Source organism: Pseudomonas sp. HMSC076A11 (genome assembly GCF_001810205.1).
Lineage (GTDB): Bacteria > Pseudomonadota > Gammaproteobacteria > Pseudomonadales > Pseudomonadaceae > Pseudomonas > Pseudomonas aeruginosa.
Window position 1 is genome coordinate 36,567 of record NZ_KV800275.1, and the last position, 22,893, is coordinate 59,459.

Consider the following 22,893-nt stretch of genomic DNA (forward strand, 5'->3'; position numbering starts at 1 on the left):
GATGGCCGATGGCGTGGCGCCGAAGGACGTCTACGGCGTGCTCGCCACCAAGGAAGGCCAGGATCGTGCCTTCAAGAAGCTCGACGAGATCAAGTCGAGCATCCAGTGGTGGGAGGCGGGCGCCCAGCCGCCGCAGTACCTGGCTTCCGGCGATGTGGTGATGAGTTCTGCCTACAACGGTCGGATCGCCGCGGTGCAGAAGGAAAGCAACCTGAAGGTGGTATGGAACGGCGGCATCTACGATTTCGACGCCTGGGCCATCCCGAAGGGGGCGAAGAAACGGGAAGAGACCCTGAAGTTCATCGCCTTCTCGGTGCAGCCCCAGCAGCAGAAGACTTACTCGGAAAACATCGCCTACGGTCCGGCCAACAAGCAGGCGGTGCCGCTGCTGGACAAGGCCCTGCTGAAGGACATGCCGACCACTCCGGAAAACATCCAGAACCAGGTGGCAATGGACGTGACCTTCTGGGCCGACTACGGCGAACAACTGGAACAGCGCTTCAACGCCTGGGCGGCCAGGTAATCCTCGCCTGACCCTCCAGAGAGGGCCGGAGGGGCCGCCGCGCGGCGGCTCCTCCTACCGTTCCATACTTTCCAGGGTCGCCCCCGACGGCCCGCTTTTTTTCCGGAGTTCGCTATGGCCACAGCTGTGCCCATGTCCCAGGCCGCCGGCAGCACCCTCAAGCAACGCCTGGCGCGCGCCGAGCGGATGAACCGCCTGAAGTCCCAGGCGCTGATCCTGCCCCTGCTGGCCTTCCTGGTCCTGACCTTCCTGGTGCCGATCGCCGCCCTGCTCTACAAGAGCGTGTCCAACCCGGAAGTGGTTCGCTCTTTGCCGCTGACGGTAGAAGCCATCTCCGCCTGGGACGGCAAGTCGCTGCCGGCCGACGCCGTCTACAAGGCGCTCAGCCAGGATCTCGCCGAGGCTCGTCGCAACCAGACCATCGGCGATCTCTCCAAGCGCCTGAACATGGAACTGGCCGGTTATCGCAGCCTGATGGCGAAGACCGCGCGCAAGCTGCCGTTCAAGGAGGAACCCGCTTCCTACAAGGACGCCATGGAGCAGCTCGACGAGCGCTGGGGCGACCCCGCCTACTGGCAGGTGATCCGCCGCAACGCCAGCAGCTATACGCCCTATTACCTACTCGCGGCCCTCGACCACCGGATCGACGATCTCGGCGAAGTGGCGCGCGCCACCCCGGACCAGGCCATCTACCTGGACATCTTCGCCCGCACCTTCTGGATGGGTGCGGTGATCACCGTCATCTGCCTGCTGCTGGCCTACCCGCTGGCCTACCTGCTGGCCAACCTGCCGACGCGCAAGAGCAACCTGCTGATGATCCTGGTCCTGCTGCCGTTCTGGACCTCGATCCTGGTACGTGTCGCTGCCTGGATTGTCCTGCTGCAATCGGGTGGCCTGATCAACGGCGCGCTGCTCAAGCTTGGCCTGATCGACCAGCCGCTGCAACTGGTGTTCAACCGCACCGGCGTATACATCGCGATGGTGCACATCATGCTGCCGTTCATGATCCTGCCGATCTACAGCGTGATGAAAGGCATTTCGCCGAGCTACATGCGCGCCGCGATTTCCCTCGGCTGCCACCCGTTCGCCAGCTTCTGGCGGGTGTATTTCCCACAGACCGTCGCGGGCGTCGGCGCCGGTTGCCTGCTGGTGTTCATCCTGTCCATCGGCTACTACATCACCCCGGCGCTGCTGGGCAGCCCGAACGACCAGATGGTCAGCTACTTCGTCGCCTTCTATACCAACAGCACCATCAACTGGGGCATGGCCACCGCCCTCGGCGGCCTGCTGCTGCTCGCTACCCTGGTGCTCTACGTCGTCTACAGCTGGCTGGTGGGCGCCAGCCGCCTGCGCCTCGGATAGAGGGCCTTCCGAGAAGGCCAACCGATTCCCCTCTGCCTTCGGAAAAAAGGTTGCCCGGAGGGCGGGGAGAGGGGGATCCGCACGAAACACATTGGAGAGCGAGTCATGCTGAGTCCCTACATGTCCCCGGTCGAGCGCCTGTGGTTCTACTCCCTGCGCATCCTCTGCGGCCTGGTACTGCTGTTCCTGGTACTGCCGGTGCTGGTCATCGTGCCGCTGTCGTTCAACTCCGGCACCTTCCTGGTCTACCCGCTGCAAGGGTTCTCCCTGCGCTGGTACGCCGACTTCTTCCAGTCCGCCGAGTGGATGCGCTCGTTGACCAACAGCATGATCGTCGCTCCGGCGGCGACCCTGCTGGCGATGGTCTTCGGCACTCTGGCGGCGATCGGCCTGACCCGCGGCGAGTTCCGCGGCAAGGCACTGGTGATGAGCCTGATGATTTCGCCGATGGTGGTGCCGGTGGTGATCATCGGCGTGGCCAGCTACCTGTTCTTTGCTCCGCTGGGGCTCGGCAACAGCTACCTGTCGCTGATCGTGGTGCATGCGGTGCTCGGCGTGCCGTTCGTGATCATCACCGTCTCCGCGACCCTGCAGGGGTTTAACTACAACCTGGTGCGCGCCGCCGCCAGCCTCGGCGCGCCGCCGCTGACCACCTTCTTCCGGGTGACCCTGCCGCTGATCGCTCCCGGGGTGATCTCCGGCGCGCTGTTCGCCTTCGCCACCTCGTTCGACGAAGTGGTAGTGACCCTCTTCCTCGCCGGCCCCGAGCAGGCCACCCTGCCGCGGCAGATGTTCAGCGGCATTCGCGAGAACCTGAGCCCCACCATTGCCGCCGCGGCGACCTTGCTGATCGGTTTCTCCGTACTGCTGTTGCTGACCCTGGAATGGCTGCGCGGGCGCAGCGAGAAGATGCGTACCGCACAACCCGGCGCCTGAGGCGCAGGGCGCGCCCGGCTTGGTCCGGGCGTCGGCTGCTGCGGCGAAAAGTCGTCATTTTCACCGCCAAAAACCGATAACGGCTACAATGCGCGCCTTCCGTGATCCCCTTTGAGGTGCGCCATGCAACCCTTCGCCATCGCTCCGTCGATCCTTTCCGCCGATTTCGCCCGCCTGGGCGAGGACGTGGACAAGGTGCTCGCCGCCGGTGCCGACATCGTTCACTTCGACGTGATGGACAACCACTACGTGCCGAACCTGACCATCGGCCCGATGGTCTGCTCGGCGCTGCGCAAGTACGGCGTGAGCGCGCCGATCGACGTGCACCTGATGGTGTCCCCGGTGGATCGCATCATCGGCGACTTCATTGAAGCTGGCGCCACCTACATCACCTTCCATCCGGAAGCTTCCCAGCACATCGACCGTTCCCTGCAACTGATCCGCGACGGCGGGTGCAAGGCAGGCCTGGTGTTCAACCCGGCCACTCCGCTGGAGGTGCTGAAGTACGTGATGGACAAGGTCGACATGGTCCTGCTGATGAGCGTCAACCCCGGCTTCGGCGGGCAGAAATTCATCCCCGGTACCCTCGACAAGTTGCGCGAGGCACGCGCCCTGATCGATGCCTCCGGACGCGAGATCCGCCTGGAGATCGATGGCGGCGTCAACGTCAAGAACATCCGTGAGATCGCCGCGGCGGGCGCCGATACCTTCGTCGCCGGCTCGGCCATCTTCAACGCCCCGGACTACGCCGAGGTCATCCGCGCCATGCATGCCGAACTGGCCCAGGCGCACCAGTAATGAGCGCTGCGGAGCCGTTCTTCGCCACGCGCCTGCCGCGTCTGGTGATGTTCGACCTGGATGGCACGCTGGTCGATTCCGTTCCCGACCTCACCGCCGCGGTCGACAGCATGCTCGCCAGCCTCGGGCGGCCGCCGGCGGGCATCGAGAAGGTCCGCCAGTGGATCGGTAACGGCGCACGCGTCCTGGTGCGTCGCGCCCTGGCGGGGAGCATCGAGCACGACGGCATCGGTGAGGAGGAAACCGAAGCCGCGCTGGCGTTGTTCATGGAGGCCTATGCCGACAGTCATGCGCTCACCGAGGTCTACCCCGGCGTCGTCGACACCCTCAAGTGGCTCAAGCGCAACGGCGTGGAAATGGCGCTGATCACCAACAAGCCGGAGCGCTTCGTCGCTCCGCTGCTGGATGAGATGAAGCTGGGTCGCTATTTCCGCTGGATCATCGGCGGCGACACCCTGCCGCAGCAGAAGCCCGACCCGGCGGCGCTGCTGTTCGTGATGAAGATGGCCGGCATCGAGCCCGAAGATGCGTTGTTCGTCGGTGACTCGCGCAACGACGTACTCGCCGCCAAGGCTGCCGGTGTGCGCTGCGCGGCGCTGACCTATGGCTACAACCACGGCCGGCCGATCGCCGAGGAAGCGCCCACCCTGGTCATCGACAACCTGCGCGACCTGCTGCCTTGCGCCGACCAGGCCGCTGAGATAGTGTTGCCGGACGACTCCCTTTCCCCCTCCGACCAGCGAGATCAAGCCGTGGCGGTCAGCAAACTCTGGATGAAGGTCATCAAGGCCCTGGCGCGTTGGCGCTGGCGCGCCTGACATCATCCTCCGCCGGATAGCCGGCGCGCGTTTGCACCCTGTTGACCGTTCTCTCCTCCGATGAGGCTGATCATGAATCGCGAAGAATTCCTGCGGCTGGCCGCCGATGGCTACAACCGCATCCCGCCGTCCTTCGAGACCCTTGCCGACTTCGACACGCCGCTGTCGATCTACCTGAAGCTGGCCGACGCGCCGAACTCCTACCTGCTGGAGTCGGTGCAGGGCGGCGAGAAATGGGGGCGCTATTCGATCATCGGCCTGCCGTGCCGCACGGTGCTGCGGGTCTACGACCATCAAGTGCGGATCAGCATCGATGGCGTGGAAACCGAGCGCTTCGATTGCGCCGACCCGTTGGCTTTCGTCGAGGAGTTCAAGGCGCGCTACCAGGTGCCCACCGTGCCCGGCTTGCCACGTTTCGATGGCGGCCTGGTCGGCTACTTCGGTTACGACTGCGTGCGCTACGTGGAAAAACGCCTGGCCACCTGTCCGAACCCGGACCCGCTGGGCAACCCGGATATCCTGTTGATGGTGTCCGATGCCGTAGTGGTATTCGACAACCTGGCCGGGAAGATCCACGCCATCGTCCTCGCCGATCCCTCCGAGGAAAATGCCTATGAGCGCGGCCAGGCACGTCTGGAGGAGCTGCTGGAGCGTCTACGCCAGCCGATCACCCCGCGTCGCGGCCTCGACCTCGAGGCGGCCCAGGGTCGTGAGCCGGCGTTTCGTGCCAGCTTCACCCGCGAGGACTATGAAAACGCGGTAGGAAGGATCAAGGACTACATCCTGGCCGGCGACTGCATGCAGGTGGTGCCGTCGCAGCGCATGTCCATCGAATTCAAGGCGGCGCCCATCGACCTGTACCGCGCGCTGCGCTGTTTCAATCCGACGCCCTACATGTACTTCTTCAACTTCGGCGACTTCCATGTCGTGGGCAGCTCGCCGGAGGTGCTGGTACGGGTCGAGGATGGCCTGGTGACGGTGCGCCCGATCGCCGGTACCCGTCCGCGCGGGATCAACGAAGAGGCCGACCTGGCGCTGGAGCAGGATCTGCTGTCGGACGCCAAGGAGATCGCCGAGCACCTGATGCTGATCGACCTGGGGCGCAACGACGTGGGGCGGGTGTCCGATATCGGCGCGGTGAAGGTCACCGAAAAAATGGTGATCGAACGTTACTCCAACGTCATGCACATCGTGTCCAACGTCACCGGGCAATTGCGCGAGGGGCTCAGCGCGATGGGCGCGCTGCGGGCGATTCTGCCGGCGGGCACTCTATCCGGCGCGCCGAAGATCCGCGCCATGGAGATCATCGACGAGCTGGAGCCGGTCAAGCGTGGAGTCTACGGCGGCGCGGTCGGCTACCTGGCATGGAACGGCAACATGGACACCGCCATTGCCATCCGCACCGCGGTGATCAAGAACGGTGAACTCCACGTGCAGGCCGGCGGCGGTATCGTTGCCGACTCGGTGCCCGCGCTGGAGTGGGAAGAAACCATCAACAAGCGCCGGGCGATGTTCCGCGCCGTGGCGCTGGCCGAGCAGAGCGTCGAATAAGACGGCGCGAGGCGGAAGAAAAGAAGGCGGATGGCGTTTGCGTCATCCGCCTTTTTTATGCCCGGCTGGACCCACGCATTGGCTTCGCCCTACGCGGCACCGCTTTCGTAGGGCGAATATCGCGGCGCGATATCCGCCAGGGGGCAGGACGCCGAACCCGCCTCAAGGTGAAGTGATCGATATGTCCGGTTGGCGGATGACGCCTTCGGCATTACTTGCCCACGCAGAAGGCGCTTTCGTAGGGGGACATCACCACGCGATATCCGCCAGGCGGAGCATGGTGTCGCTCCCTACGATGCTGGCAACGGCGGGCCGCTCAGGATGCGATGCTGTCAGCGCCCGGCTGTGCTCGACGGGCGCTTCCGGCTTGGTTCGCGCGCTGGTCGACGTAGGCGGCGAGGTGATCGAGGGCCACGAACTGCATGGCCTTGTGGCTATCGTCGAGGGTCGTCACCGGCAGGGCGATCCGCCCGCATGCCAGGGCCTTGCTGAAGTTTTCCTTGTTCAGGTTGCGAAACCAGCGTTCGCGGACTTGCTCCAGCGGCACCAGGACGTCGCCGAAGATGCGGTAGACCAATTCCACGGTTTCCTGGCGTGGAATCGGAGTGCTAGGGGCGATGGATGGCTGCATGGTATTCCCTCCTGCGGCTACACGTCGTTGAAGGAAATATAGCTCAGGTTGTTTTCTTGTTCAATAGCTGAAGTTGTAGAGCGGGCGAGCGCCAGGCGCTCACCGCACCAGGGACGGGCCGCGCCGGTGGCGTACGGTGGACCACCAGAAGACCCAACCGATCATGCTGATCTGGCGGCTGCGCATGTCCTCCGGCGAGTACTCCTCGTCCGGATATTCCTCGCGGTTGAAGCTGCGCAGGCGAATGCCGCCGCCGGGCAGGCGATAGACGAACTTCACCCGCAGCATGCCGTCATGTTCGAGGGCGTAGATCTCGCCATCGGTGATATGGGTGGTGGCGGTGTCCACGCCGATGGTGGAGCCATCCATGATCAGCGGTTCCATGCTGTTGCCGGTGAGTTGGGCGCAGATCGCCGCCGACGGATCGACGCCCGAGGCACGCAGCGTGGCATAGGAAAAACGCAGCTTGCGCCCCTCTATCTCGCGTACCGCAGTGCGTCCGGCGCCGGCGGACATCTCCACTTCCTTGTACAGCGGCAGTTCCACTTCGTCTTCGTCCAGCGGTGTGTCGCTGTCCCACGGATGCAGCGGTTCCAGCACCAATGGGCTGCCATCGGCCACGGACACGGCACTGCGCGCGGCTGGAGCGCCTTCGCCGGTCTGCAGCCAGACCGGCGAGACGCCCAGGGCCGCCGCGATCTCGATCAGCTTGCGGGTGCTCTGGGCCTTGCCCGAGGTCAGCTTGTGAATGGTGTTCTGCGAAACCCCTGCCGCTTCGGCGAGGGTTTCCTGCTTCAGGTTGCGCATCGCCATGGCCTGCTTGAGGCGAGCGGCGAAGCTGTCGGGCGGGATCTGGGTGCTCTTGTCCATGCTCGACAATCTACAGACCGATGGATTTTCTGTAAAGAGCCTAGGTGTTGACGATAAATAGCTTTGGTTGTAATTTCTCTTCCGTCAGAAAGCGGAAGGGGTGAGTTCCTCAACTTCCCACCCGCCTTTCAGAGATTTCACATGGGTGCAGGGACGCACCCGGTTGTCGGCGACCGACGATGCAGGTGCCGACTGCTTGGGTGCCGGGGCCATGGGAAAGCGCTCCGGCACCTGGAGGGCCGGAGCGCCGTCCATGCAGACGCTCCGTCCCGCTCATTCATTCTGTCGCCGACCTGCTTCAGGTACGGCGGCGTTGTACAGGGAGTCATTGCCATGTCGCGAGATACGCACTCGCCATTTCCGCGCAGAGGAACGCAGGTCGCCGAACCGGCGCCGCGCATCTGTCATGTTCCATCCATTCGGCCGTCGGGCGTCGGGCACGCCAGGGAGGCTTTCCATGGCTGACCTTGCCGATCACGCCAACGAACTGGTCCTGGCTCGCCTCGACGGCCTCCTGGCGGCGCGCCCGGCGCTGGCCATCCGCGAGTCCGCGGAAGACTGCGAGGACTGCGGCGAGCCCATTCCCCAGGCGCGCCGCCGGGCGGCACCGGGCTGCAGTCGCTGCATCGACTGCCAGGACCGCCACGAGCGCCGTTGAACCGACCTCATGCCGAGCCCTCGCGGGCAGTGAAAGGAGACACGACCGTGATCAAAGCCATCGATGAAATGCTCAAGCTCTGGGCCGAGGAAATGCACGCGCCAGGCAGCAACGGAGGCGGCTACGCCGGCGGCAACCTGATCGCCATGCTGATCGCCAGCAAGGGCGAGGTGGTCCGCGGCCACCGTGGCAGCCGGGTGATCCTCGACCGTGTGGCGGAGGTCGATCGCCTGGTAAATCGCCTACCCGAGGAACTGAAGAACGTGGTGGTGGAGCACTATCTCAATCGCGACAGCTTCCCCGAGCAGAAGTACCGCCACTGCGGTTGCAGCCGCAACACCTTCTATCTACGCCTGCATGTGGCGCACCAGGGTATCCAGGACGGCCTGCTGCGGCGGGTGGCCTGAGTTCCTGGACCGGATACCGTGTCCCCCCTGGAATTTTCCAACCGGCCTTCGAGCCGGTTTTTTTATGCCTGTCGCCCATGGAGGCGGCGAGCCCCATGCACAGCAGCGGACCCTGCACGGTAGAGGCGGATTCGGGCTGGCGTAGCCATCCTTTTCGTCAGTCGATGCCGGGCTTTCCACATCGGAAGTGGGTATGCGCTTGCCCGGATGCCTGGCGAAGGTTCCCAGGGCGGTATATCACCCTCATATCGTGGTGCGTCTCCCTCCTATTGCAGTGGATTGTCGAGAAGGCATTGCCGGGCTGGGAATCGGGCGGTAAAAAGTAGTCATTCTTGTAAAGGTGCGTCCCCAGGGAGGCACTCGTGAAGCACCGGAACCCGGCCCTGGCGCCGGGTTTTTTATTGCCCGGGAAAACGTTCGTGCGGACGTGCCCGGCGCTGCCTGCCAAGGAGGGACCCATGGGCAACGAACCGCAGACACTGACGGAAATGCCGCTCTGGGTACTGATCCTGCTCGCCGCGCTGGGCGGCGTCAGCGGCGAGATGTGGCGTGCCGACAAGGCCGGTCTCGGCGGCTGGGCCTTGTTGCGGCGCCTGGCGCTGCGCTCCGGCGCGTCGATTGTCTGCGGCGTGGCGGTGATGCTGCTGGCGTTGGCTTGCGGCGCCGCGCTGCTGTTCGCCGCGGCGCTGGGCAGCCTGACCGCCGCGGCCGGCGCGGAGATCGCCGTCGGTCTCTACGAACGCTGGGCCGCCCGGCGCCTGGGGGTTTGCGAGCTGCCCGAGGAACAGTCGGACGACCGTGGCCCGCATTGAAACTGATCGAAGGAGTCAACCATGCCTGAACAGGCTGTTACGCTCGAGGCTCTGTACGCGGCCATTGAGCAGGTACTGCGTGAGCGTCTGCCGGAGGCGCAGTTGATCGGCTTCTGGCCAGGCGTGCCGGAAAATACCCCGGCGGTTTCCCTGGAAATAGCCGAGCTGCTGCCCGAGCGCGATCCCGGTACCGGCGAGAGCGCCCTGCTGTGCCGCCTGCAGGCGCGGATAATGGTGCCGCCTGGTGCCGATCGCCAGGCGGTATCCATTGCTTGCGGAATCGTTCGGACATTGCGCGAGCAGACCTGGAACCTGTCTCTGCAGCCGGCGCGCTTCGTACGCTCGGCCGTCGACGGCAGTCGCGAGGAGCTGAAGAGCCTGCGTGTCTGGCTGGTCGAGTGGACGCAGTCGCTGCGTCTCGGAGACCCGGAGTGGGCCTGGGAGGACCAGCCGCCGGGCAGCCTGATGCTGGGCTTCGACCCGCAGACCGGGCCCGGCCATGAGCCGGACTACTTCGCTCCGGAGGCGTTGGCATGAGCTATGTCAGTGCGGAGCATGACCGCATGCTCGCCGCGATGATCCTGCCCTGCGTGGTGGTCGCCGTGGACCTGGCAGCGGCGCGGGTACGGGTGCGCTCCGGCGACTGGACCAGCGGCTGGCTGCGCTGGCACTCCCTGGCAGCCGGCAAGGTTCGCCACTGGCGTGCGCCGAGCATAGGCGAACAGGGGATACTGCTCAGCCCGTCGGGCGGAGTGTCAATGGGCACCTTTATTCCCGGTCTGTACGGCGATGCGGGCACGGCGCCGGACAACAGCGCCAGCAGTGAGACCTGGCGTTTCGACGACGGCGCCTCGTTGAGTTACGACTGGGCTGCGCATCGCTACCGCGTCGAGCTGCCCAGCGGCACCGTGGAAGTGAGGGTCGGCGCCAGCGAGGTGCGGGTCAGCGACGGGGCGGTCAGTCTCAAGGCGCCGAAGATCAGCCTGGAAGGACCGGTGGAGATCGCCGGGACACTGACGGTCAGCGGAGACATCCTCGGCGGCGGCTCGATCATCGACACCGCCGGCAACAGCAACCACCACACCCATTGAACATACGACGGGGCTGCCGAAGGGCGGTCCGTCGAACATTCAACCGGCCCGCGCGAGCGGGCCTTTTCGTTTGCGGAGTTCGCCATGGGCAACACTCACAGCCATTCGGAGCCAGGCGCGGCCTGTCTCTGCCGGAGCGGGAGGGCAGGGCGATGATCGGGATGGATCGCCGTAGCGGGCTGCCCCTGTCCGGCCTGGCTCATCTTAAACAGTCCGTCGAGGACATCCTGACCACCCCGTTGGGCAGCAGGCGCATGCGCCCCGAGTACGGCAGCAAGCTGCGGCGGATGGTCGACATGCCGGTGAGCGAAGGCTGGAAAAGCGCCGTGCAGGCCGAGGTAGCCCGTTCCCTGGGGCGCTGGGAACCGCGCATCGCATTGTCTGCCGTGCGAGTCGTCGCGGTCGTCGATGGCCGCGTGGATCTGCTCCTGAGCGGCGTGTTCGAGGGCGAGAACATCAATATGGAGGTCTCGGCGTGATCATCGATCTTTCCCAGTTGCCGGAGCCAGAGGTTATCGAAAACCTCGATTTCGAGACGATTTACCAAGAGCTGTTGGGCGACTTCCGCGAAGCCATGGCTGGCGAATGGACAGCGGAGGTGGAGTCCGATCCGGTTCTCAAACTTCTGCAACTGGCGGCCTATCGAGAACTGCTGCTGCGGGCGCGGATCAACGATGCGGCGCGGGCGGTGATGCTGGCATACGCCAGCGGTGCCGATCTCGACCAGATCGGTGCCGGCTTCAATGTGCAGCGTTTGCTGATCAGGCCCGCTCAGCCCGAGGCGGTACCGCCGGTGGAGGCGCAGTACGAGAGCGACAAGTCGCTGCGCAATCGCATCCAGCTCGCGTTCGAGCAGCTATCCGTCGCAGGACCGCGGAACGCCTATATAGCCCATGCGCTGGGCGCGGATGGAAGGGTGGCGGATGCCTCTGCGACCAGTCCGGCGCCCTGCGAAGTGCTGATCAGCGTGCTCGGGGTGGAAGGCAACGGGCAGGCACCGGAAACGGTGTTGCAGGCAGTGCGCCTGGCGCTGAACGCGGAGGACGTGCGTCCTGTCGCGGATCGGGTAACGGTGCGCTCGGCAGGAATCGTTCCCTATCAGGTCAAGGCGCAGCTCTACCTGTTTCCCGGCCCCGAGGCCGAGCTGATCCGTGCCGCCGCCGAGGCTTCGCTGCGCGACTACATTTCCGCCCAGCGCCGCCTGGGCCGCGACATCCGGCGTTCGGCCCTGTTCGCCACCCTGCATGTCGAAGGCGTGCAGCGCGTCGAACTGCAGGAGCCTGCGGCCGACGTGGTCCTGGATGAAACCCAGGCGGCCTATTGCACGGGGTACGCGATCACCTTGGGAGGCGTCGATGAGTAGCCGCCTGCTGCCGCCAAACAGGAGTTCTCTGGAACGCTCTCTGGGTGATGTATTGCCTGCCGAGCTGCCGGTGCCGCTTCGTGAGCTTAACGATCCGGCACGCTGTGAGGCGGCCTTGCTGCCCTACCTGGCCTGGACGCGCTCGGTGGACCGCTGGGACCCGGACTGGAGCGACGAGGCCAAGCGCAATGCGGTAGCGACGTCCTTCGTCCTGCACCAGCGCAAAGGCACGCTGACCGCGTTGCGCCAAGTGGTCGAGCCGATCGGTGCGCTGAGCGAGGTCACCGAATGGTGGCAGCGAAGCCCGCTTGGCGTGCCGGGGACCTTCGAGATCACCGTGGACGTCAGCGACCGTGGCATCGACGAAGGCACCGTACTGGAGCTGGAGCGCTTGCTCGATGACGTCCGCCCGGTGAGCAGACACCTGACCCGGCTGGACCTGCGCATTACCCCGGTAATCCGGTCCCGTCACGGACTGGCCGTGACCGACGGCGACACCCTGGAAATCTTCCCCTGGAAACAGTGACATGACGACCAATACTCCGAAATACGGTGGCCTGCTCACCGACATAGGTGCCGCTGCGCTGGCTGCGGCCAGTGCAGCAGGCAAGAAATGGCAGCCGACTCATATGCTGATCGGCGATGCCGGCGGTGCGCCGGGCGACACGCCGGATCCATTGCCTTCTGCGGCGCAGAAGAGCCTGATCAACCAACGCCATCGGGCTCAGCTGAATCGGCTGTTCGTTTCCGACAAGAACGCCAATACCTTGGTTGCCGAGGTGGTGCTGCCAGTTGAGGTAGGTGGCTTCTGGATCCGCGAGATCGGCCTGCAGGATGCCGACGGCAAGTTCGTCGCGGTATCCAACTGCCCGCCCAGCTACAAGGCTGCAATGGAAAGTGGCAGTGCGCGGACCCAGACCATTCGGGTGAACATCGCGCTCTCCGGCCTGGAGAATGTCCAGCTGCTGATCGACAACGGCATCATCTACGCCACTCAGGACTGGGTGAAGGAAAAGGTCGCTGCCGATTTCAAGGGCCGCAAGATCCTGGCTGGCAATGGCTTGGTCGGTGGGGGCGATCTTTCTGCCGACCGCAGCATTGGTCTGGCGCCTTCCGGCGTGACGGCGGGCAGCTATCGTTCGGTCACGGTGAACGCCAACGGGGTGGTCACCCAGGGCAGCAATCCGACCACCCTGGCCGGCTATGCGATCGGAGATGCCTATACCAAGGCCGATACCGATGGAAAACTGGCGCAGAAAGCGAACAAGGCCACCACCCTGGCCGGCTATGGCATTACCGATGCGCTGCGAGTCGATGGCAACGCCGTGTCATCCAGCAGGCTGGCCGCACCGCGTAGCCTGGCAGCCAGTGGCGATGCCTCCTGGTCGGTGACCTTCGACGGCAGTGCCAATGTTTCTGCGCCGCTGAGTCTTTCCGCTACCGGTGTGGCGGCGGGCAGCTATCCGAAGGTGACCGTGGATACGAAGGGAAGGGTGACTGCTGGAATGGCGCTGGCGGCGACGGACATTCCCGGGCTGGATGCTTCGAAGTTGGTCAGCGGGGTGCTGGCCGAGCAGCGTTTGCCGGTATTCGCGCGCGGGTTGGCTACTGCTGTCTCGAACAGTAGCGATCCGAACACCGCGACCGTGCCGTTGATGCTGACCAATCATGCGAACGGACCTGTTGCCGGACGATACTTCTACATCCAGTCGATGTTCTATCCGGATCAGAACGGCAATGCTTCGCAGATTGCAACGAGCTACAACGCTACATCCGAGATGTATGTACGGGTGTCCTACGCGGCCAACCCTAGCATCCGGGAGTGGTTGCCCTGGCAGCGTTGCGACATTGGAGGTTCCTTCACGAAGACGACTGACGGATCCATTGGAAATGGCGTCAATATAAACAGCTTCGTCAATTCCGGATGGTGGTTGCAATCGACATCGGAATGGGCGGCGGGTGGAGCTAACTATCCCGTGGGGCTGGCCGGTTTGCTGATTGTCTACCGCGCACATGCAGACCATATCTATCAGACCTACGTAACACTCAACGGAAGCACATATTCGCGCTGCTGCTATGCGGGCTCTTGGCGTCCGTGGCGGCAGAACTGGGACGATGGAAACTTCGATCCGGCCAGCTACCTGCCAAAGGCGGGATTTACCTGGGCGGCTTTGCCGGGTAAGCCGGCAACTTTCCCGCCCTCAGGGCATAACCACGATACCAGCCAGATCACCTCCGGCATCTTGCCTCTCGCTCGTGGTGGCCTTGGCGCCAATACAGCGGCCGGAGCACGCAACAACATTGGTGCCGGAGTGCCGGCCACGGCGAGCCGGGCGCTCAATGGTTGGTGGAAGGACAACGATACCGGTCTGATCGTCCAGTGGATGCAGGTGAACGTAGGAGATCATCCCGGTGGAATAATCGATCGTACCTTGACGTTCCCGATCGCGTTCCCTAGCGCCTGTCTGCATGTCGTACCGACTGTCAAGGAGGTGGGGCGACCAGCGACGTCCGCGTCGACCGTTACGGTCGCCGATGTCAGCGTCAGCAACACGGGATGTGTGATCGTTTCCTCCGAGTACTACGGACTGGCTCAAAACTATGGCATCAGAGTGATGGCCATCGGCTATTGAGGTGAAAATGATTTTTTTCCATGCCGCCACGGGCGGCTTTTATTCGAAGGAAATTCATGGGTCCCGCATGCCTCTGGAGGATGAAATGCATCCTCTCGAAGACGCCGAGTACCAGGCTCTTCTTCGTGCGCAGAGCGAAGGGAAACGAATTGTCACGGACCACACCGGTCGCCCTATCTGCGTCGATCCACCGGCTCCGGCCAAGGACATTCTGGTCCAACGGGAACGCATCTGGCGCGACCGGCAGTTACAGCTCACCGACGGGCCTCTCGCTCGGCATCGTGACGAGCAGGACCTGGGAAAAACTACGACTCTGAGCCAAGAGCAGCTTCGTGAGCTAACTCTCTATCGCGCCGTTCTTCGCGACTGGCCTATTGCCGCGGAGTTTCCCGACCTGAACGCAAGGCCCGAGCCGCCTGCCTGGCTCCAATCGCTCATCACCCCCTGAACCCCGCCTTGTGCGGGGTTTTTCATTAATGGAGATCTACCTATGAGTTTCTTCCACGGCGTTACGGTAACCAACGTCGATATCGGTGCGCGCACCATCGCGCTGCCGGCCAGCTCCGTCATCGGCCTCTGCGATGTGTTCACGCCGGGGGCGCAGGCAAGCGCCAAGCCCAACGTTCCGGTGCTGCTCACCAGCAAGAAGGACGCCGCCGCGGCGTTCGGCATCGGCTCGTCTATCTACCTGGCCTGCGAGGCCATCTATAACCGTGCCCAGGCCGTGATCGTGGCGGTGGGCGTGGAAGCCGCGGAGACTCCCGAGGCCCAGGCCAGCGCCGTCATAGGTGGTGTCAGCGCCGCCGGCGAGCGCACGGGACTTCAGGCTCTGCTAGATGGCAAGAGCCGCTTCAATGCCCAGCCACGTCTACTAGTTGCGCCGGGTCATTCGGCCCAGCAAGCGGTGGCCACCGCCATGGACGGGCTGGCCGAGAAACTGCGGGCCATCGCCATTCTCGATGGTCCCAATAGCACCGACGAGGCGGCCGTCGCCTACGCCAAGAACTTCGGCAGCAAGCGCCTGTTCATGGTCGACCCGGGCGTGCAGGTTTGGGACAGCGCCACCAATGCCGCACGCAAGGCCCCGGCTTCGGCCTACGCCGCCGGCCTGTTCGCCTGGACCGACGCCGAGTACGGCTTCTGGTCCTCGCCGTCGAACAAGGAGATCAAGGGCATCACCGGCACCAGCCGTCCGGTGGAGTTCCTCGACGGCGATGAGACCTGTCGCGCCAACCTGCTCAACAACGCCAATATCGCCACGATCATTCGCGACGATGGCTATCGCCTGTGGGGCAACCGCACCTTGTCCAGCGACAGCAAGTGGGCTTTCGTCACCCGCGTTCGGACCATGGACCTGGTGATGGATGCGATCCTCGCCGGGCACAAGTGGGCGGTGGACCGCGGCATCACCAAGACCTACGTGAAGGATGTCACCGAGGGCCTGCGCGCCTTCATGCGCGATCTGAAGAACCAGGGCGCGGTGATCAACTTCGAGGTCTATGCCGACCCGGACCTGAACAGCGCCAGCCAGCTGGCCCAGGGCAAGGTGTACTGGAACATCCGCTTCACCGATGTGCCGCCTGCCGAGAACCCCAATTTCCGTGTCGAGGTGACCGATCAGTGGCTCACCGAAGTTCTGGATGTCGCCTAAGGAGCGCCCGTGATGATTCCGCAAACCCTGACCAATACCAACCTGTTCATCGACGGCGTGAGCTTCGCCGGTGACGTGCCATCCCTGACCCTGCCCAAGCTGGCTGTGAAGACCGAGCAATACCGTGCCGGCGGCATGGATGCGCCGGTATCCATCGACATGGGCCTGGAGGCGATGGAGGCCAAGTTCTCCACCAACGGTGCCCGCCGAGAAGCACTGAATTTCTTCGGCCTGGCCGACCAGAGCGCTTTCAATGGCGTGTTCCGCGGCTCCTTCAAGGGCCAGAAGGGCGCCAGCGTGCCAGTGGTGGCTACCCTGCGCGGCCTGCTCAAGGAGGTCGACCCGGGCGACTGGAAAGCCGGCGAGAAAGCCGAGTTCAAGTACGCCGTTGCGGTCAGCTACTACAAGCTGGAAGTCGATGGCCGCGAGGTCTACGAGATCGATCCGGTCAACGGTGTCCGCGCGATCAACGGTGTCGACCAGTTGGCCGGCATGCGCAACGACCTCGGCCTGTAAGAGGAGCTCCGGACATGACCCAAGAGAATCGACTGCCGGGCTGGCTGACGCTGGATGCTGACGCCGCCCTCGTTCGTCTCTCGCGTCCGGCACAGTGCAACGGGGTCAGCGTTGACACGCTGACCCTGCGTGCACCCACCGTGCGTGATATCCGCCTGGCCGGCAAGGTGGCCGGCGACGATGCCGAGGAGCGCGAACTGCAACTGTTCGCCTCGCTGGCGCAGGTCAGCCGCCAGGACCTGGAGGGGCTGAAGCTGAGCGACTACCAGCGGCTGCAAGGCGCCTACTTTCGCCTGGTGCAAGACGACACGGACGACACCTTCGCGTATGCGTCAACTGGCGAGGCGCCTGGCCATTAAGCTGGGCTTCCAGGCCAGCGAACTGGAGCGCATGACCCTGGGCGACCTGCTCTGGTGGCTCGCCGAGGGCGAGGAGTGAGCGACGGCGCCGTCCGCCAGGCGAGCGGCGCCCGCGCTACTTCAGTAGGTCCGCGGAGGCGGACATCGATAACAGACGAGACGAACCGTCATGAGTAAAGACATGGACCTGGTGGTCTCCATCGGCGGCATCGCCGACCCCTCCTTGGGCAAGGCATTCGAGACCGTCAAGGCACGGCTCGACAGTCTCCAGGAACGTTCCCGCCAGGCGTCCAGCCTGAGAGATGTGCTGGGAGACGCCATACGCCTGGAGCGAGAACTCGCCGATATGCGCAAGGTCGGGGACCGCGGCGTTGCTGAGCATGCCCGGCAGCTTGGCGAACGCCAGGAGCAACTGAAGCGACTCGGCATCGAGGCCAGGGCCGCGGGCGATGCCTACGCTCGACTGGGCGAGATGCAGCGTGGCCTGGATATGCAGGTCCGCGGCCTGCAACGGCTGGAGCAGGCCAGCCAGGCAATGCCATTGGCTAGCGCATTTTCCGGACTGGTCGTGGAAGCCAGCAAGACGGCTGCCGGTTATCAAGCGCGCTTGCGCGACCTGGCGATCCGCAACGGCCTGGACGTCGGCCGGGAGCCAGCCTTGGCATCCCTGATCCAGGACAGTGCCAGCCAGAGCGGCCTGGGACGCACGGCGACGCTGGACATGCTGGAGCACTTGAACGCCACCGGCATGGGGTTCGCCGCCGCGCAAATGAATCTGGGACTGGCGGGCCGCTTCGGCTTTGGCCAAGGGATTGCTTCAGCCGAGGCTGCGGGGCTGGTTCGAGCGTTGCAACTGGCCCAGGGTTCGGACTCGCCAGAGCAATTGTCCGCCTCCCTCGACCGCCTGGTCGTCCTGGGTAAAGGCAGAGTTGGCAGTGAGGCCCTGGCGCGTCGCCTGCCTGCCTTGTTGTCAGCGCTGGGCAATGCGGGAGAGGCCACGGCCGGCGATGTCGGTGCACTGGGGGCCTTGCTGGAGATTCAGGCAAAGAACACCACGCCAGACAAAGCGGACGTGCGGATGAAGGCCTGGCTGGAGTTCGTCGGCAGCGGCAGCTTGAAACGCGCTTATGGCCAGGACTACGACCGGGACCTGGAAGCGCTGCGCAAGGACGGAGCGAGTCTGCTGGAGGCCAACCTGGAGCTGGCTGCGCGCTATCGGGATAAGGGCGGCAAGCTCAGCGCCGGCGTGGCGTCGCCGGCGCTTGAAGCCTATCGAGCGTCGCGCGGCGAGTTCCAGGGCTTGCTCGAATCCCAGCAGTCTTCCGCTGGCTCTTCGGAGCGCGATGCGCGGCGTCGCGAGGGGATGTCCCAGGAGCTGTGGAAGGCTTCCAGCGACAGTTGGGAGAGGGCGCAGACCGCTTTGGGCAGCGCCCTGAATCCATATCTGGACAACCTGGCCAAGGGGAGCGCGGTACTCGGCGAGTCGACTGCGGAGCTGCTCGAAGCCTATCCGCGGACGACGGCCGGTCTTACCGCCGCCGCAGGTGCGGTGTTATCCGGGTATCTCGCCTACAAGGGAGGGCGCGGCGCTATCGACGTGCTGCGTGGCGGTCGGCTCGGTCGGCGAGGGAGCGCTGCCGTCGGCGACCTGATCGAACGGGGTGCAGGCCGGGTATCGGGTGGTAGTGAAATACAACGCGTGTTCGTTACCAACTGGCCGGTGCCGGGAGGCGACTCTACGCTGGAGTCCGCGAGGAGGCCGGCACAACGAAAGCGCGGTCAAACACCACGCAGGAAGAGAGGCAAGGGCGGTGGGGTGAAGGCCCGCTCCCTTCCATCCCTTGGCTTCTCGGCTGGAGGAGGCTTGGGGGCGATGGCAGGAAAGCTGCCGCGCCTGTCGCGTTTGCCCATACGCAACGCGCCGCTGCAAGTGGCCTCGTCGTTGATCGATGTTGCTGAGGTCTACTCCAGCGACCTGTCGGAGAGCGAAAAGACCATCGCCTATGGCGAGGCCGGTGGCTCCCTGGCTGGTTCCCTGGCTGGCGCCGCTCTGGGAGCAAGCATCGGCTCGGTGGTGCCGGTGGTCGGTACGCTGATCGGTGGATTGGTTGGCGGCGCTATCGGCGCCTGGGGCGGTAGCGAACTGGGGGGGCGTCTGGGACGCAGTCTGGCTGGCGATCCGCCGGCGGCCTCGGACAACAAGCCGGCGGTGCCCGCACCACAGGCCGAGCCCGTCGCGGCTGCGCCCAACTGGACCTTCGCGCCGCAGATCAACCTGACGGTGCAAGGCAACGTACACGAGCCGCAGCGCCTGGCCGACGAGTTGCTGCCCTACCTGCAACGCATGCTTGTCGACTTCGCCGACGAGCGGCAGCGGCGCAGCCTCTACGACCCGGCGATGGTCTAAGGAGTCCCCATGGCATATCTGGAACAATTGCAGGCCGGCCTGAGGTACCTGGGTCGCGCCGGCGAGTCCGGACGCAAGAGTCTGGACAAGGTGGTCGCTCCGGTGAACGGTGCGATCAGCGAGATCCGCGGCGCAGCCGCGGAGCTGGAGAACCTGCCCGGCGTATCGCCGGAAATGGCTGCCCGGCTGCAGCGTGCCATGCGCGGCATCGGCCAGGCGCAGGGCAAGGTGAACCGCGTGGTCTCCACCTATGACCGGGCGAGCCGGGCGTTGCTTGGTATCGACGAACGCCTGGATGCGCTGAAGGTGCAGGTGAACAGTGCCGCGCAGGCGGTCGGCAAGGTCGCTGGCGACATCAGTCCGACGCTGGCGGGGGTGCTGCCGTCGTGGCTGCTGGCACCCTCGGCGACGCCCCCGAGCGAGGCCGCAGCGCCCTTGCCGCACCTGCTGGTACTGCAGCCGCTGACCGCCAATGCCCAACCGTTCTACTTCAACCTGAATACTGCCGCCTTCGACGCCCTGCAGCGCAACAGTGCCTACAACTGGAGCGGGCAGGTGCGCCTGGGTCGGCGGCCGGCGCTGCAGAGCGTCGGCATGGGCGAGGAGAGCATCCTGCTCAAGGGGGCGGTATTCCCGCTGCGTCGACAGGTAGGTAACCAGGAAAAGGTCGTCGGTCTGGAGCAGCTCGAAGCGCTGCGCCGGTTGGCGGAGCGGCGTGAGCCGCTGATCCTGAGCAGCGGCTACGGCGAGGTGCAGATGGGCCTCTGGTGTCTGGTGCGGATCAGCGAGAACCAGAGCGCCCTGCTGGGCAACGGCGCTCCCCGCAAACAAACCTTCGACCTGGAGTTCAAGCGCTATGGCGACGACCTGCCGAACCGCTGACGGCGACATGCTGGACAGCCTCTGCTACCACGTCTATGGCCATCTGTTGGGCTGCGTCGAGGCGACCCTCGACGCCAATCCCGGGCTGGCCGATGAGCAGCAGCCATTCCGCGCCGGCTTGCTGATCAGTTTCCCTGACATGCCGGTGGTCAATGTCGAACAGGTGCGCCTGTGGGATTGATCGACCGCTCACCCGCAACCCCGCCTTGGCGGGGTTTTTCTTTTCTGGAGAAACCAGGTGCAACCGAGTTTCCGTATCGTTGCCGACGGCACCGACGTCACCCAGCGGCTGAATGACCGCCTGCTCAAGCTGACCCTGCTGGACAAGCCGGGCATGGAGTCCGACAGCCTGACCTTGAGGATCGACGATCGCGATGGACAGGTGGCCTTACCCAGGCGCGGTGCGGTGCTGGAGGTTCATCTCGGCTATGCCGGCGAGCCACTGATGCGCATGGGACGCTTTACCGTGGACACCTTGCAGTGGGCTGGTCCGCCGGACTGCCTGACCGTCACTGCCAAGGCCGGCGACATGCGCGGCAGTGGCAAGACGATACGCAGCGGAGGTTGGGAGGGCACTACCCTGGCTCAGGTCTGCCGCGATGTTGGCGCACGCAACGGCTGGCGCGTGGAGTGTCCGTTGCAGGTGGCGATCGCCCGGGTCGACCAGGTCAACGAGTCCGACTACCACTTCGTCACCCGTCTGGCGCGCCAATACGACTGCACCGCCAAGCTGGCCGAGGGCATGCTCATGGTGCTGCCGCGACAGAGCGGGCAGAGCGCAACGGGGCGTCGGATCGAACCTTTGGTGTTGGGACGTGCTGACGTCGGCAGCTTCGACGTTACCTACGACGACCGCAGCCTGATGAGAACGGTGAAGACCCGCTACCAATTGCCCGGCAGCGGCGAGGTCAAGAGCGTCGAGCTGAAGAACCCGAAGGCACCGGCTACGGCTACGGGCGAGCATGTCGACCGGCATCTCTATGCCAGCCATGGAGAGGCCGAGCAGGCGGCGAAGGCTCGCCTGGCGAGCTTCAGCCGCTCCAGTGCCAGTGTGCGCCTGGAGCTGCCAGGGCGTGGCGACCTGTTCGCCGAGCGCAGCCTGCTGCTCCAAGGCTTCAAGGCGGGAATCGACGGCGAGTTCCTGATCGACTCGGTGGAGCACACCTACAGCTCCAGCGGATGGACCACTGTCGTGCAATGCAACGGCGGCCGAGGCGGCAAGGGGTGACGCCTGAAACCCATCGGAGTGCAGGAGGATCGATGAAACTGACCGAGCAGCAATTGCTGCGCATTTTTCCCAACGCCCGCCTCGTCGCGGGCGTTTTCGTTGCGGCGTTGCAACGGGCCATGGACGAGAGGGAGATCGACACACCGGCGCGGCGTACCGCGTTTCTCGCCCAGGTCGGCCACGAAAGCAGCCAGTTGACCCGGCTGGTGGAGAACCTCAATTACAGCGCCCAAGGCTTGGCGGCGACCTGGCCGAGCCGCTATCTCGGCCCCGACGGGCAGCCCAACGCGTTGGCCTTGCGGCTGGCGCGCAATCCGCAGGCGATTGCCGACAACACCTACGCCACGCGCAACGGCAATGGCGACGAAGCGTCCGGCGATGGCTGGCGCTTTCGCGGGCGTGGCTTGCTACAAATCACCGGGCGTGCCAACTACCGGTTGGTCGGCGAGACCCTCGGCGAGCCGCTGGAAGCCGAGCCCTGGCGCCTGGAGCAGCCCGTGCCGGCGGCCCGCAGCGCCGCCTGGTGGTGGGCCGGTCACGGGCTCAACGAGCTGGCCGACCGCGGCGAGTTCGCTGCCATCACCCGCCGCATCAACGGCGGCCTGAATGGCCAGGCGGAGCGCCTGGCGTTGTGGCAGCGGGCCAGGGCGGTGCTGTCATGAGCCGGCTCGCTCTGCTCCTGCCGGCCGTGTTACTGGTCCTGCTGGCCGGCGCCTTGCTCGGCGGCGGCCTGGTTGCCCGCCATTATCGTCCGCAACTGGAGGAGGCCCTGGGCCAACTCACTGCCAGCCGCGTCGCCAGCGGCCAGCTCGAGGCTTTGCTCGATGAGCAGCAACGAGCGCTGGCGGCGGTGCGGGCGAGCGCCGAGAGGCGCGCGAAGGATGCCGAGCAGGCACTCGGCGAGGCCAGGGCGCAAGCCGCGGAGCAGTATGCCGCGGCCGTGCGTCTGCTCCAGGAACCCGACTTTGGCACGGACTGCCAGGCGGCAGGTGCGGCGATCGACCGGGAGCTGGGACTATGACTCGTCTCCTGCTGGGGCTTTGTCTGCTTTTCGCGGGCTGCGCAGCCTCGCCGACGACACCTCGCCCCGTGCGCGTCGAGGTTCCCCTGGCAGTGCCCTGCCGTGTACCTGACGTGCGCCCGCCGAGCTGGGCCGGCGCCACGCTGAAGGCCGGCGATTCGCTGCAGGCCAAGGTTCGCGCATTGCTCGCCGAGCGCCGCCAGCGGCAGGGCTACGAACTCGAATTGCAGGCGGCGTTGCGTGCCTGCCGCTGAGACACTGGGCGCATATGGACGTCGATGGACGTGTGTCCGGCGCATATTGCCGTGTATTGATTCCGCAGCGTTGTCGAGCCGGGAATCGGCCGGTACAACGTAGTCATGCTTGTACAGGTGTG

28 protein-coding genes are annotated in these 22,893 nt (G+C 65.0%); 26 read left to right on the forward strand and 2 right to left on the reverse strand.

The window, feature by feature from the left end; all coding sequences use genetic code 11:
* From HMPREF2716_RS04900 to trpE, 6 genes are all read left to right on the forward strand, one after another.
* On the forward strand, positions 1-523 hold a 523-nt coding region (locus HMPREF2716_RS04900), incomplete at its 5' end, for an extracellular solute-binding protein (RefSeq protein WP_139181176.1).
* 114 nt (positions 524-637) lie between these two features.
* A complete protein-coding gene (locus HMPREF2716_RS04905) occupies positions 638-1,885 on the forward strand; it encodes an ABC transporter permease (RefSeq protein WP_003109044.1) in 1,248 nt (415 codons plus the stop codon).
* A 105-nt stretch (positions 1,886-1,990) separates the two neighbouring features.
* Entirely contained in the window at positions 1,991-2,821 is an 831-nt protein-coding gene (locus HMPREF2716_RS04910) for an ABC transporter permease (RefSeq protein WP_003085119.1), read from the forward strand.
* A 123-nt stretch (positions 2,822-2,944) separates the two neighbouring features.
* Complete coding sequence (gene rpe / locus HMPREF2716_RS04915) at positions 2,945-3,619, forward strand: ribulose-phosphate 3-epimerase (RefSeq protein ID WP_003085122.1); 675 nt, start codon at positions 2,945-2,947, stop codon at positions 3,617-3,619.
* Positions 3,619-4,437: a phosphoglycolate phosphatase gene (locus HMPREF2716_RS04920; RefSeq protein WP_003099532.1), complete on the forward strand. Its 819-nt coding sequence runs from the start codon at positions 3,619-3,621 to the stop codon at positions 4,435-4,437. Before rpe ends, HMPREF2716_RS04920 begins: the two co-directional genes overlap by 1 nt.
* A 72-nt stretch (positions 4,438-4,509) precedes the next feature.
* Positions 4,510-5,988: an anthranilate synthase component I gene (gene trpE / locus HMPREF2716_RS04925; protein WP_070621831.1), complete on the forward strand. Its 1,479-nt coding sequence runs from the start codon at positions 4,510-4,512 to the stop codon at positions 5,986-5,988.
* A 316-nt stretch (positions 5,989-6,304) separates the two neighbouring features.
* On the opposite strand, the gene prtN is transcribed toward trpE, so the two are convergent.
* Positions 6,305-6,619 (reverse strand): pyocin genes transcriptional regulator PrtN, encoded by a 315-nt coding sequence (gene prtN, locus HMPREF2716_RS04930; RefSeq protein ID WP_003113203.1) that lies wholly within the window; start codon positions 6,617-6,619, stop codon positions 6,305-6,307.
* 99 nt (positions 6,620-6,718) lie between these two features.
* Positions 6,719-7,489, reverse strand: a complete 771-nt coding sequence (prtR, locus tag HMPREF2716_RS04935; RefSeq protein WP_003113202.1) for a transcriptional regulator PrtR — start codon at positions 7,487-7,489, stop codon at positions 6,719-6,721.
* A 457-nt stretch (positions 7,490-7,946) separates the two neighbouring features.
* Here prtR and HMPREF2716_RS04940 point away from each other — a divergent pair, with 457 nt between their 5' ends.
* The 20 genes from HMPREF2716_RS04940 to HMPREF2716_RS05035 all read left to right on the forward strand — a co-directional run bounded on the left by HMPREF2716_RS04940 (position 7,947) and on the right by HMPREF2716_RS05035 (position 22,771).
* Positions 7,947-8,147 (forward strand): TraR/DksA C4-type zinc finger protein, encoded by a 201-nt coding sequence (locus HMPREF2716_RS04940; protein ID WP_003085132.1) that lies wholly within the window; start codon positions 7,947-7,949, stop codon positions 8,145-8,147.
* A 47-nt stretch (positions 8,148-8,194) separates the two neighbouring features.
* A complete protein-coding gene (locus HMPREF2716_RS04945) occupies positions 8,195-8,554 on the forward strand; it encodes a PA0613 family protein (RefSeq protein WP_003118907.1) in 360 nt (119 codons plus the stop codon).
* Positions 8,555-9,012: 458 nt separating this feature from the next.
* On the forward strand, positions 9,013-9,366 hold the full coding sequence (locus HMPREF2716_RS04950) for a phage holin family protein (RefSeq protein WP_003101619.1): 354 nt from the start codon (positions 9,013-9,015) through the stop codon (positions 9,364-9,366).
* A 21-nt stretch (positions 9,367-9,387) separates the two neighbouring features.
* Complete coding sequence (locus HMPREF2716_RS04955) at positions 9,388-9,903, forward strand: hypothetical protein (RefSeq protein ID WP_003113200.1); 516 nt, start codon at positions 9,388-9,390, stop codon at positions 9,901-9,903.
* Complete coding sequence (locus tag HMPREF2716_RS04960; protein ID WP_003121844.1) at positions 9,900-10,457, forward strand: phage baseplate assembly protein V; 558 nt, start codon at positions 9,900-9,902, stop codon at positions 10,455-10,457. The genes HMPREF2716_RS04955 and HMPREF2716_RS04960 overlap by 4 nt, the downstream gene beginning before the upstream one ends.
* A 152-nt stretch (positions 10,458-10,609) precedes the next feature.
* Positions 10,610-10,936 carry a GPW/gp25 family protein gene (locus tag HMPREF2716_RS04965; protein ID WP_003085143.1) on the forward strand — a complete coding sequence of 109 codons (327 nt, stop codon included), beginning with the start codon at positions 10,610-10,612 and terminating at the stop codon, positions 10,934-10,936.
* Entirely contained in the window at positions 10,933-11,820 is an 888-nt protein-coding gene (locus HMPREF2716_RS04970; protein WP_003161928.1) for a baseplate assembly protein, read from the forward strand. Before HMPREF2716_RS04965 ends, HMPREF2716_RS04970 begins: the two co-directional genes overlap by 4 nt.
* Positions 11,813-12,346 (forward strand): phage tail protein I, encoded by a 534-nt coding sequence (locus tag HMPREF2716_RS04975; protein WP_003118911.1) that lies wholly within the window; start codon positions 11,813-11,815, stop codon positions 12,344-12,346. Before HMPREF2716_RS04970 ends, HMPREF2716_RS04975 begins: the two co-directional genes overlap by 8 nt.
* 1 nt (position 12,347) lies before the next feature.
* Positions 12,348-14,453, forward strand: a complete 2,106-nt coding sequence (locus tag HMPREF2716_RS04980; RefSeq protein WP_003161927.1) for a phage tail-collar fiber domain-containing protein — start codon at positions 12,348-12,350, stop codon at positions 14,451-14,453.
* A 7-nt stretch (positions 14,454-14,460) separates the two neighbouring features.
* Entirely contained in the window at positions 14,461-14,901 is a 441-nt protein-coding gene (locus HMPREF2716_RS04985; RefSeq protein ID WP_016852415.1) for a hypothetical protein, read from the forward strand.
* 42 nt (positions 14,902-14,943) lie between these two features.
* Entirely contained in the window at positions 14,944-16,104 is a 1,161-nt protein-coding gene (locus tag HMPREF2716_RS04990) for a phage tail sheath subtilisin-like domain-containing protein (protein ID WP_003109051.1), read from the forward strand.
* 12 nt (positions 16,105-16,116) lie between these two features.
* Complete coding sequence (locus HMPREF2716_RS04995) at positions 16,117-16,620, forward strand: phage major tail tube protein (RefSeq protein WP_003085175.1); 504 nt, start codon at positions 16,117-16,119, stop codon at positions 16,618-16,620.
* A 14-nt stretch (positions 16,621-16,634) separates the two neighbouring features.
* A complete protein-coding gene (locus HMPREF2716_RS05000) occupies positions 16,635-16,979 on the forward strand; it encodes a phage tail assembly protein (RefSeq protein ID WP_003085178.1) in 345 nt (114 codons plus the stop codon).
* A gap of 169 nt (positions 16,980-17,148) precedes the next feature.
* Positions 17,149-19,386 (forward strand): phage tail length tape measure protein, encoded by a 2,238-nt coding sequence (locus tag HMPREF2716_RS05005; protein ID WP_034043859.1) that lies wholly within the window; start codon positions 17,149-17,151, stop codon positions 19,384-19,386.
* Between the two features lie 9 nt (positions 19,387-19,395).
* Positions 19,396-20,268: a phage tail protein gene (locus tag HMPREF2716_RS05010; RefSeq protein WP_003085182.1), complete on the forward strand. Its 873-nt coding sequence runs from the start codon at positions 19,396-19,398 to the stop codon at positions 20,266-20,268.
* Positions 20,243-20,449 carry a tail protein X gene (locus HMPREF2716_RS05015; RefSeq protein WP_003101635.1) on the forward strand — a complete coding sequence of 69 codons (207 nt, stop codon included), beginning with the start codon at positions 20,243-20,245 and terminating at the stop codon, positions 20,447-20,449. Before HMPREF2716_RS05010 ends, HMPREF2716_RS05015 begins: the two co-directional genes overlap by 26 nt.
* A 57-nt stretch (positions 20,450-20,506) precedes the next feature.
* Entirely contained in the window at positions 20,507-21,496 is a 990-nt protein-coding gene (locus HMPREF2716_RS05020; RefSeq protein WP_070621832.1) for a phage late control D family protein, read from the forward strand.
* 32 nt (positions 21,497-21,528) lie between these two features.
* Positions 21,529-22,158, forward strand: a complete 630-nt coding sequence (locus tag HMPREF2716_RS05025; RefSeq protein WP_023518330.1) for a glycoside hydrolase family 19 protein — start codon at positions 21,529-21,531, stop codon at positions 22,156-22,158.
* The gene (locus HMPREF2716_RS05030; RefSeq protein ID WP_014602438.1) at positions 22,155-22,517 is read left to right on the forward strand and encodes a hypothetical protein; all 363 of its coding nucleotides are present in this window, start codon (positions 22,155-22,157) and stop codon (positions 22,515-22,517) included. Before HMPREF2716_RS05025 ends, HMPREF2716_RS05030 begins: the two co-directional genes overlap by 4 nt.
* The gene (locus tag HMPREF2716_RS05035; RefSeq protein WP_003118919.1) at positions 22,514-22,771 is read left to right on the forward strand and encodes a hypothetical protein; all 258 of its coding nucleotides are present in this window, start codon (positions 22,514-22,516) and stop codon (positions 22,769-22,771) included. Before HMPREF2716_RS05030 ends, HMPREF2716_RS05035 begins: the two co-directional genes overlap by 4 nt.
* Positions 22,772-22,893: the final 122 nt, after the last annotated feature.

Bases quoted from the DNA above. Each gene is read 5' to 3' on its own strand.
- HMPREF2716_RS04905 (WP_003109044.1), top strand. From the start codon at position 638: ATGGCCACAGCTGTGCCCATGTCCCAGGCCGCCGGCAGCACCCTCAAG.
- HMPREF2716_RS04910 (WP_003085119.1), top strand. From the start codon at position 1,991: ATGCTGAGTCCCTACATGTCCCCGGTCGAGCGCCTGTGGTTCTACTCC.
- rpe (WP_003085122.1), top strand. From the start codon at position 2,945: ATGCAACCCTTCGCCATCGCTCCGTCGATCCTTTCCGCCGATTTCGCC.
- HMPREF2716_RS04920 (WP_003099532.1), top strand. From the start codon at position 3,619: ATGAGCGCTGCGGAGCCGTTCTTCGCCACGCGCCTGCCGCGTCTGGTG.
- trpE (WP_070621831.1), top strand. From the start codon at position 4,510: ATGAATCGCGAAGAATTCCTGCGGCTGGCCGCCGATGGCTACAACCGC.
- prtN (WP_003113203.1), bottom strand. From the start codon at position 6,619: ATGCAGCCATCCATCGCCCCTAGCACTCCGATTCCACGCCAGGAAACC.
- prtR (WP_003113202.1), bottom strand. From the start codon at position 7,489: ATGGACAAGAGCACCCAGATCCCGCCCGACAGCTTCGCCGCTCGCCTC.
- HMPREF2716_RS04940 (WP_003085132.1), top strand. From the start codon at position 7,947: ATGGCTGACCTTGCCGATCACGCCAACGAACTGGTCCTGGCTCGCCTC.
- HMPREF2716_RS04950 (WP_003101619.1), top strand. From the start codon at position 9,013: ATGGGCAACGAACCGCAGACACTGACGGAAATGCCGCTCTGGGTACTG.
- HMPREF2716_RS04955 (WP_003113200.1), top strand. From the start codon at position 9,388: ATGCCTGAACAGGCTGTTACGCTCGAGGCTCTGTACGCGGCCATTGAG.
- HMPREF2716_RS04960 (WP_003121844.1), top strand. From the start codon at position 9,900: ATGAGCTATGTCAGTGCGGAGCATGACCGCATGCTCGCCGCGATGATC.
- HMPREF2716_RS04965 (WP_003085143.1), top strand. From the start codon at position 10,610: ATGATCGGGATGGATCGCCGTAGCGGGCTGCCCCTGTCCGGCCTGGCT.
- HMPREF2716_RS04975 (WP_003118911.1), top strand. From the start codon at position 11,813: ATGAGTAGCCGCCTGCTGCCGCCAAACAGGAGTTCTCTGGAACGCTCT.
- HMPREF2716_RS04980 (WP_003161927.1), top strand. From the start codon at position 12,348: ATGACGACCAATACTCCGAAATACGGTGGCCTGCTCACCGACATAGGT.
- HMPREF2716_RS04985 (WP_016852415.1), top strand. From the start codon at position 14,461: ATGATTTTTTTCCATGCCGCCACGGGCGGCTTTTATTCGAAGGAAATT.
- HMPREF2716_RS04990 (WP_003109051.1), top strand. From the start codon at position 14,944: ATGAGTTTCTTCCACGGCGTTACGGTAACCAACGTCGATATCGGTGCG.
- HMPREF2716_RS04995 (WP_003085175.1), top strand. From the start codon at position 16,117: ATGATTCCGCAAACCCTGACCAATACCAACCTGTTCATCGACGGCGTG.
- HMPREF2716_RS05000 (WP_003085178.1), top strand. From the start codon at position 16,635: ATGACCCAAGAGAATCGACTGCCGGGCTGGCTGACGCTGGATGCTGAC.
- HMPREF2716_RS05005 (WP_034043859.1), top strand. From the start codon at position 17,149: ATGAGTAAAGACATGGACCTGGTGGTCTCCATCGGCGGCATCGCCGAC.
- HMPREF2716_RS05010 (WP_003085182.1), top strand. From the start codon at position 19,396: ATGGCATATCTGGAACAATTGCAGGCCGGCCTGAGGTACCTGGGTCGC.
- HMPREF2716_RS05015 (WP_003101635.1), top strand. From the start codon at position 20,243: ATGGCGACGACCTGCCGAACCGCTGACGGCGACATGCTGGACAGCCTC.
- HMPREF2716_RS05025 (WP_023518330.1), top strand. From the start codon at position 21,529: ATGAAACTGACCGAGCAGCAATTGCTGCGCATTTTTCCCAACGCCCGC.
- HMPREF2716_RS05030 (WP_014602438.1), top strand. From the start codon at position 22,155: ATGAGCCGGCTCGCTCTGCTCCTGCCGGCCGTGTTACTGGTCCTGCTG.
- HMPREF2716_RS05035 (WP_003118919.1), top strand. From the start codon at position 22,514: ATGACTCGTCTCCTGCTGGGGCTTTGTCTGCTTTTCGCGGGCTGCGCA.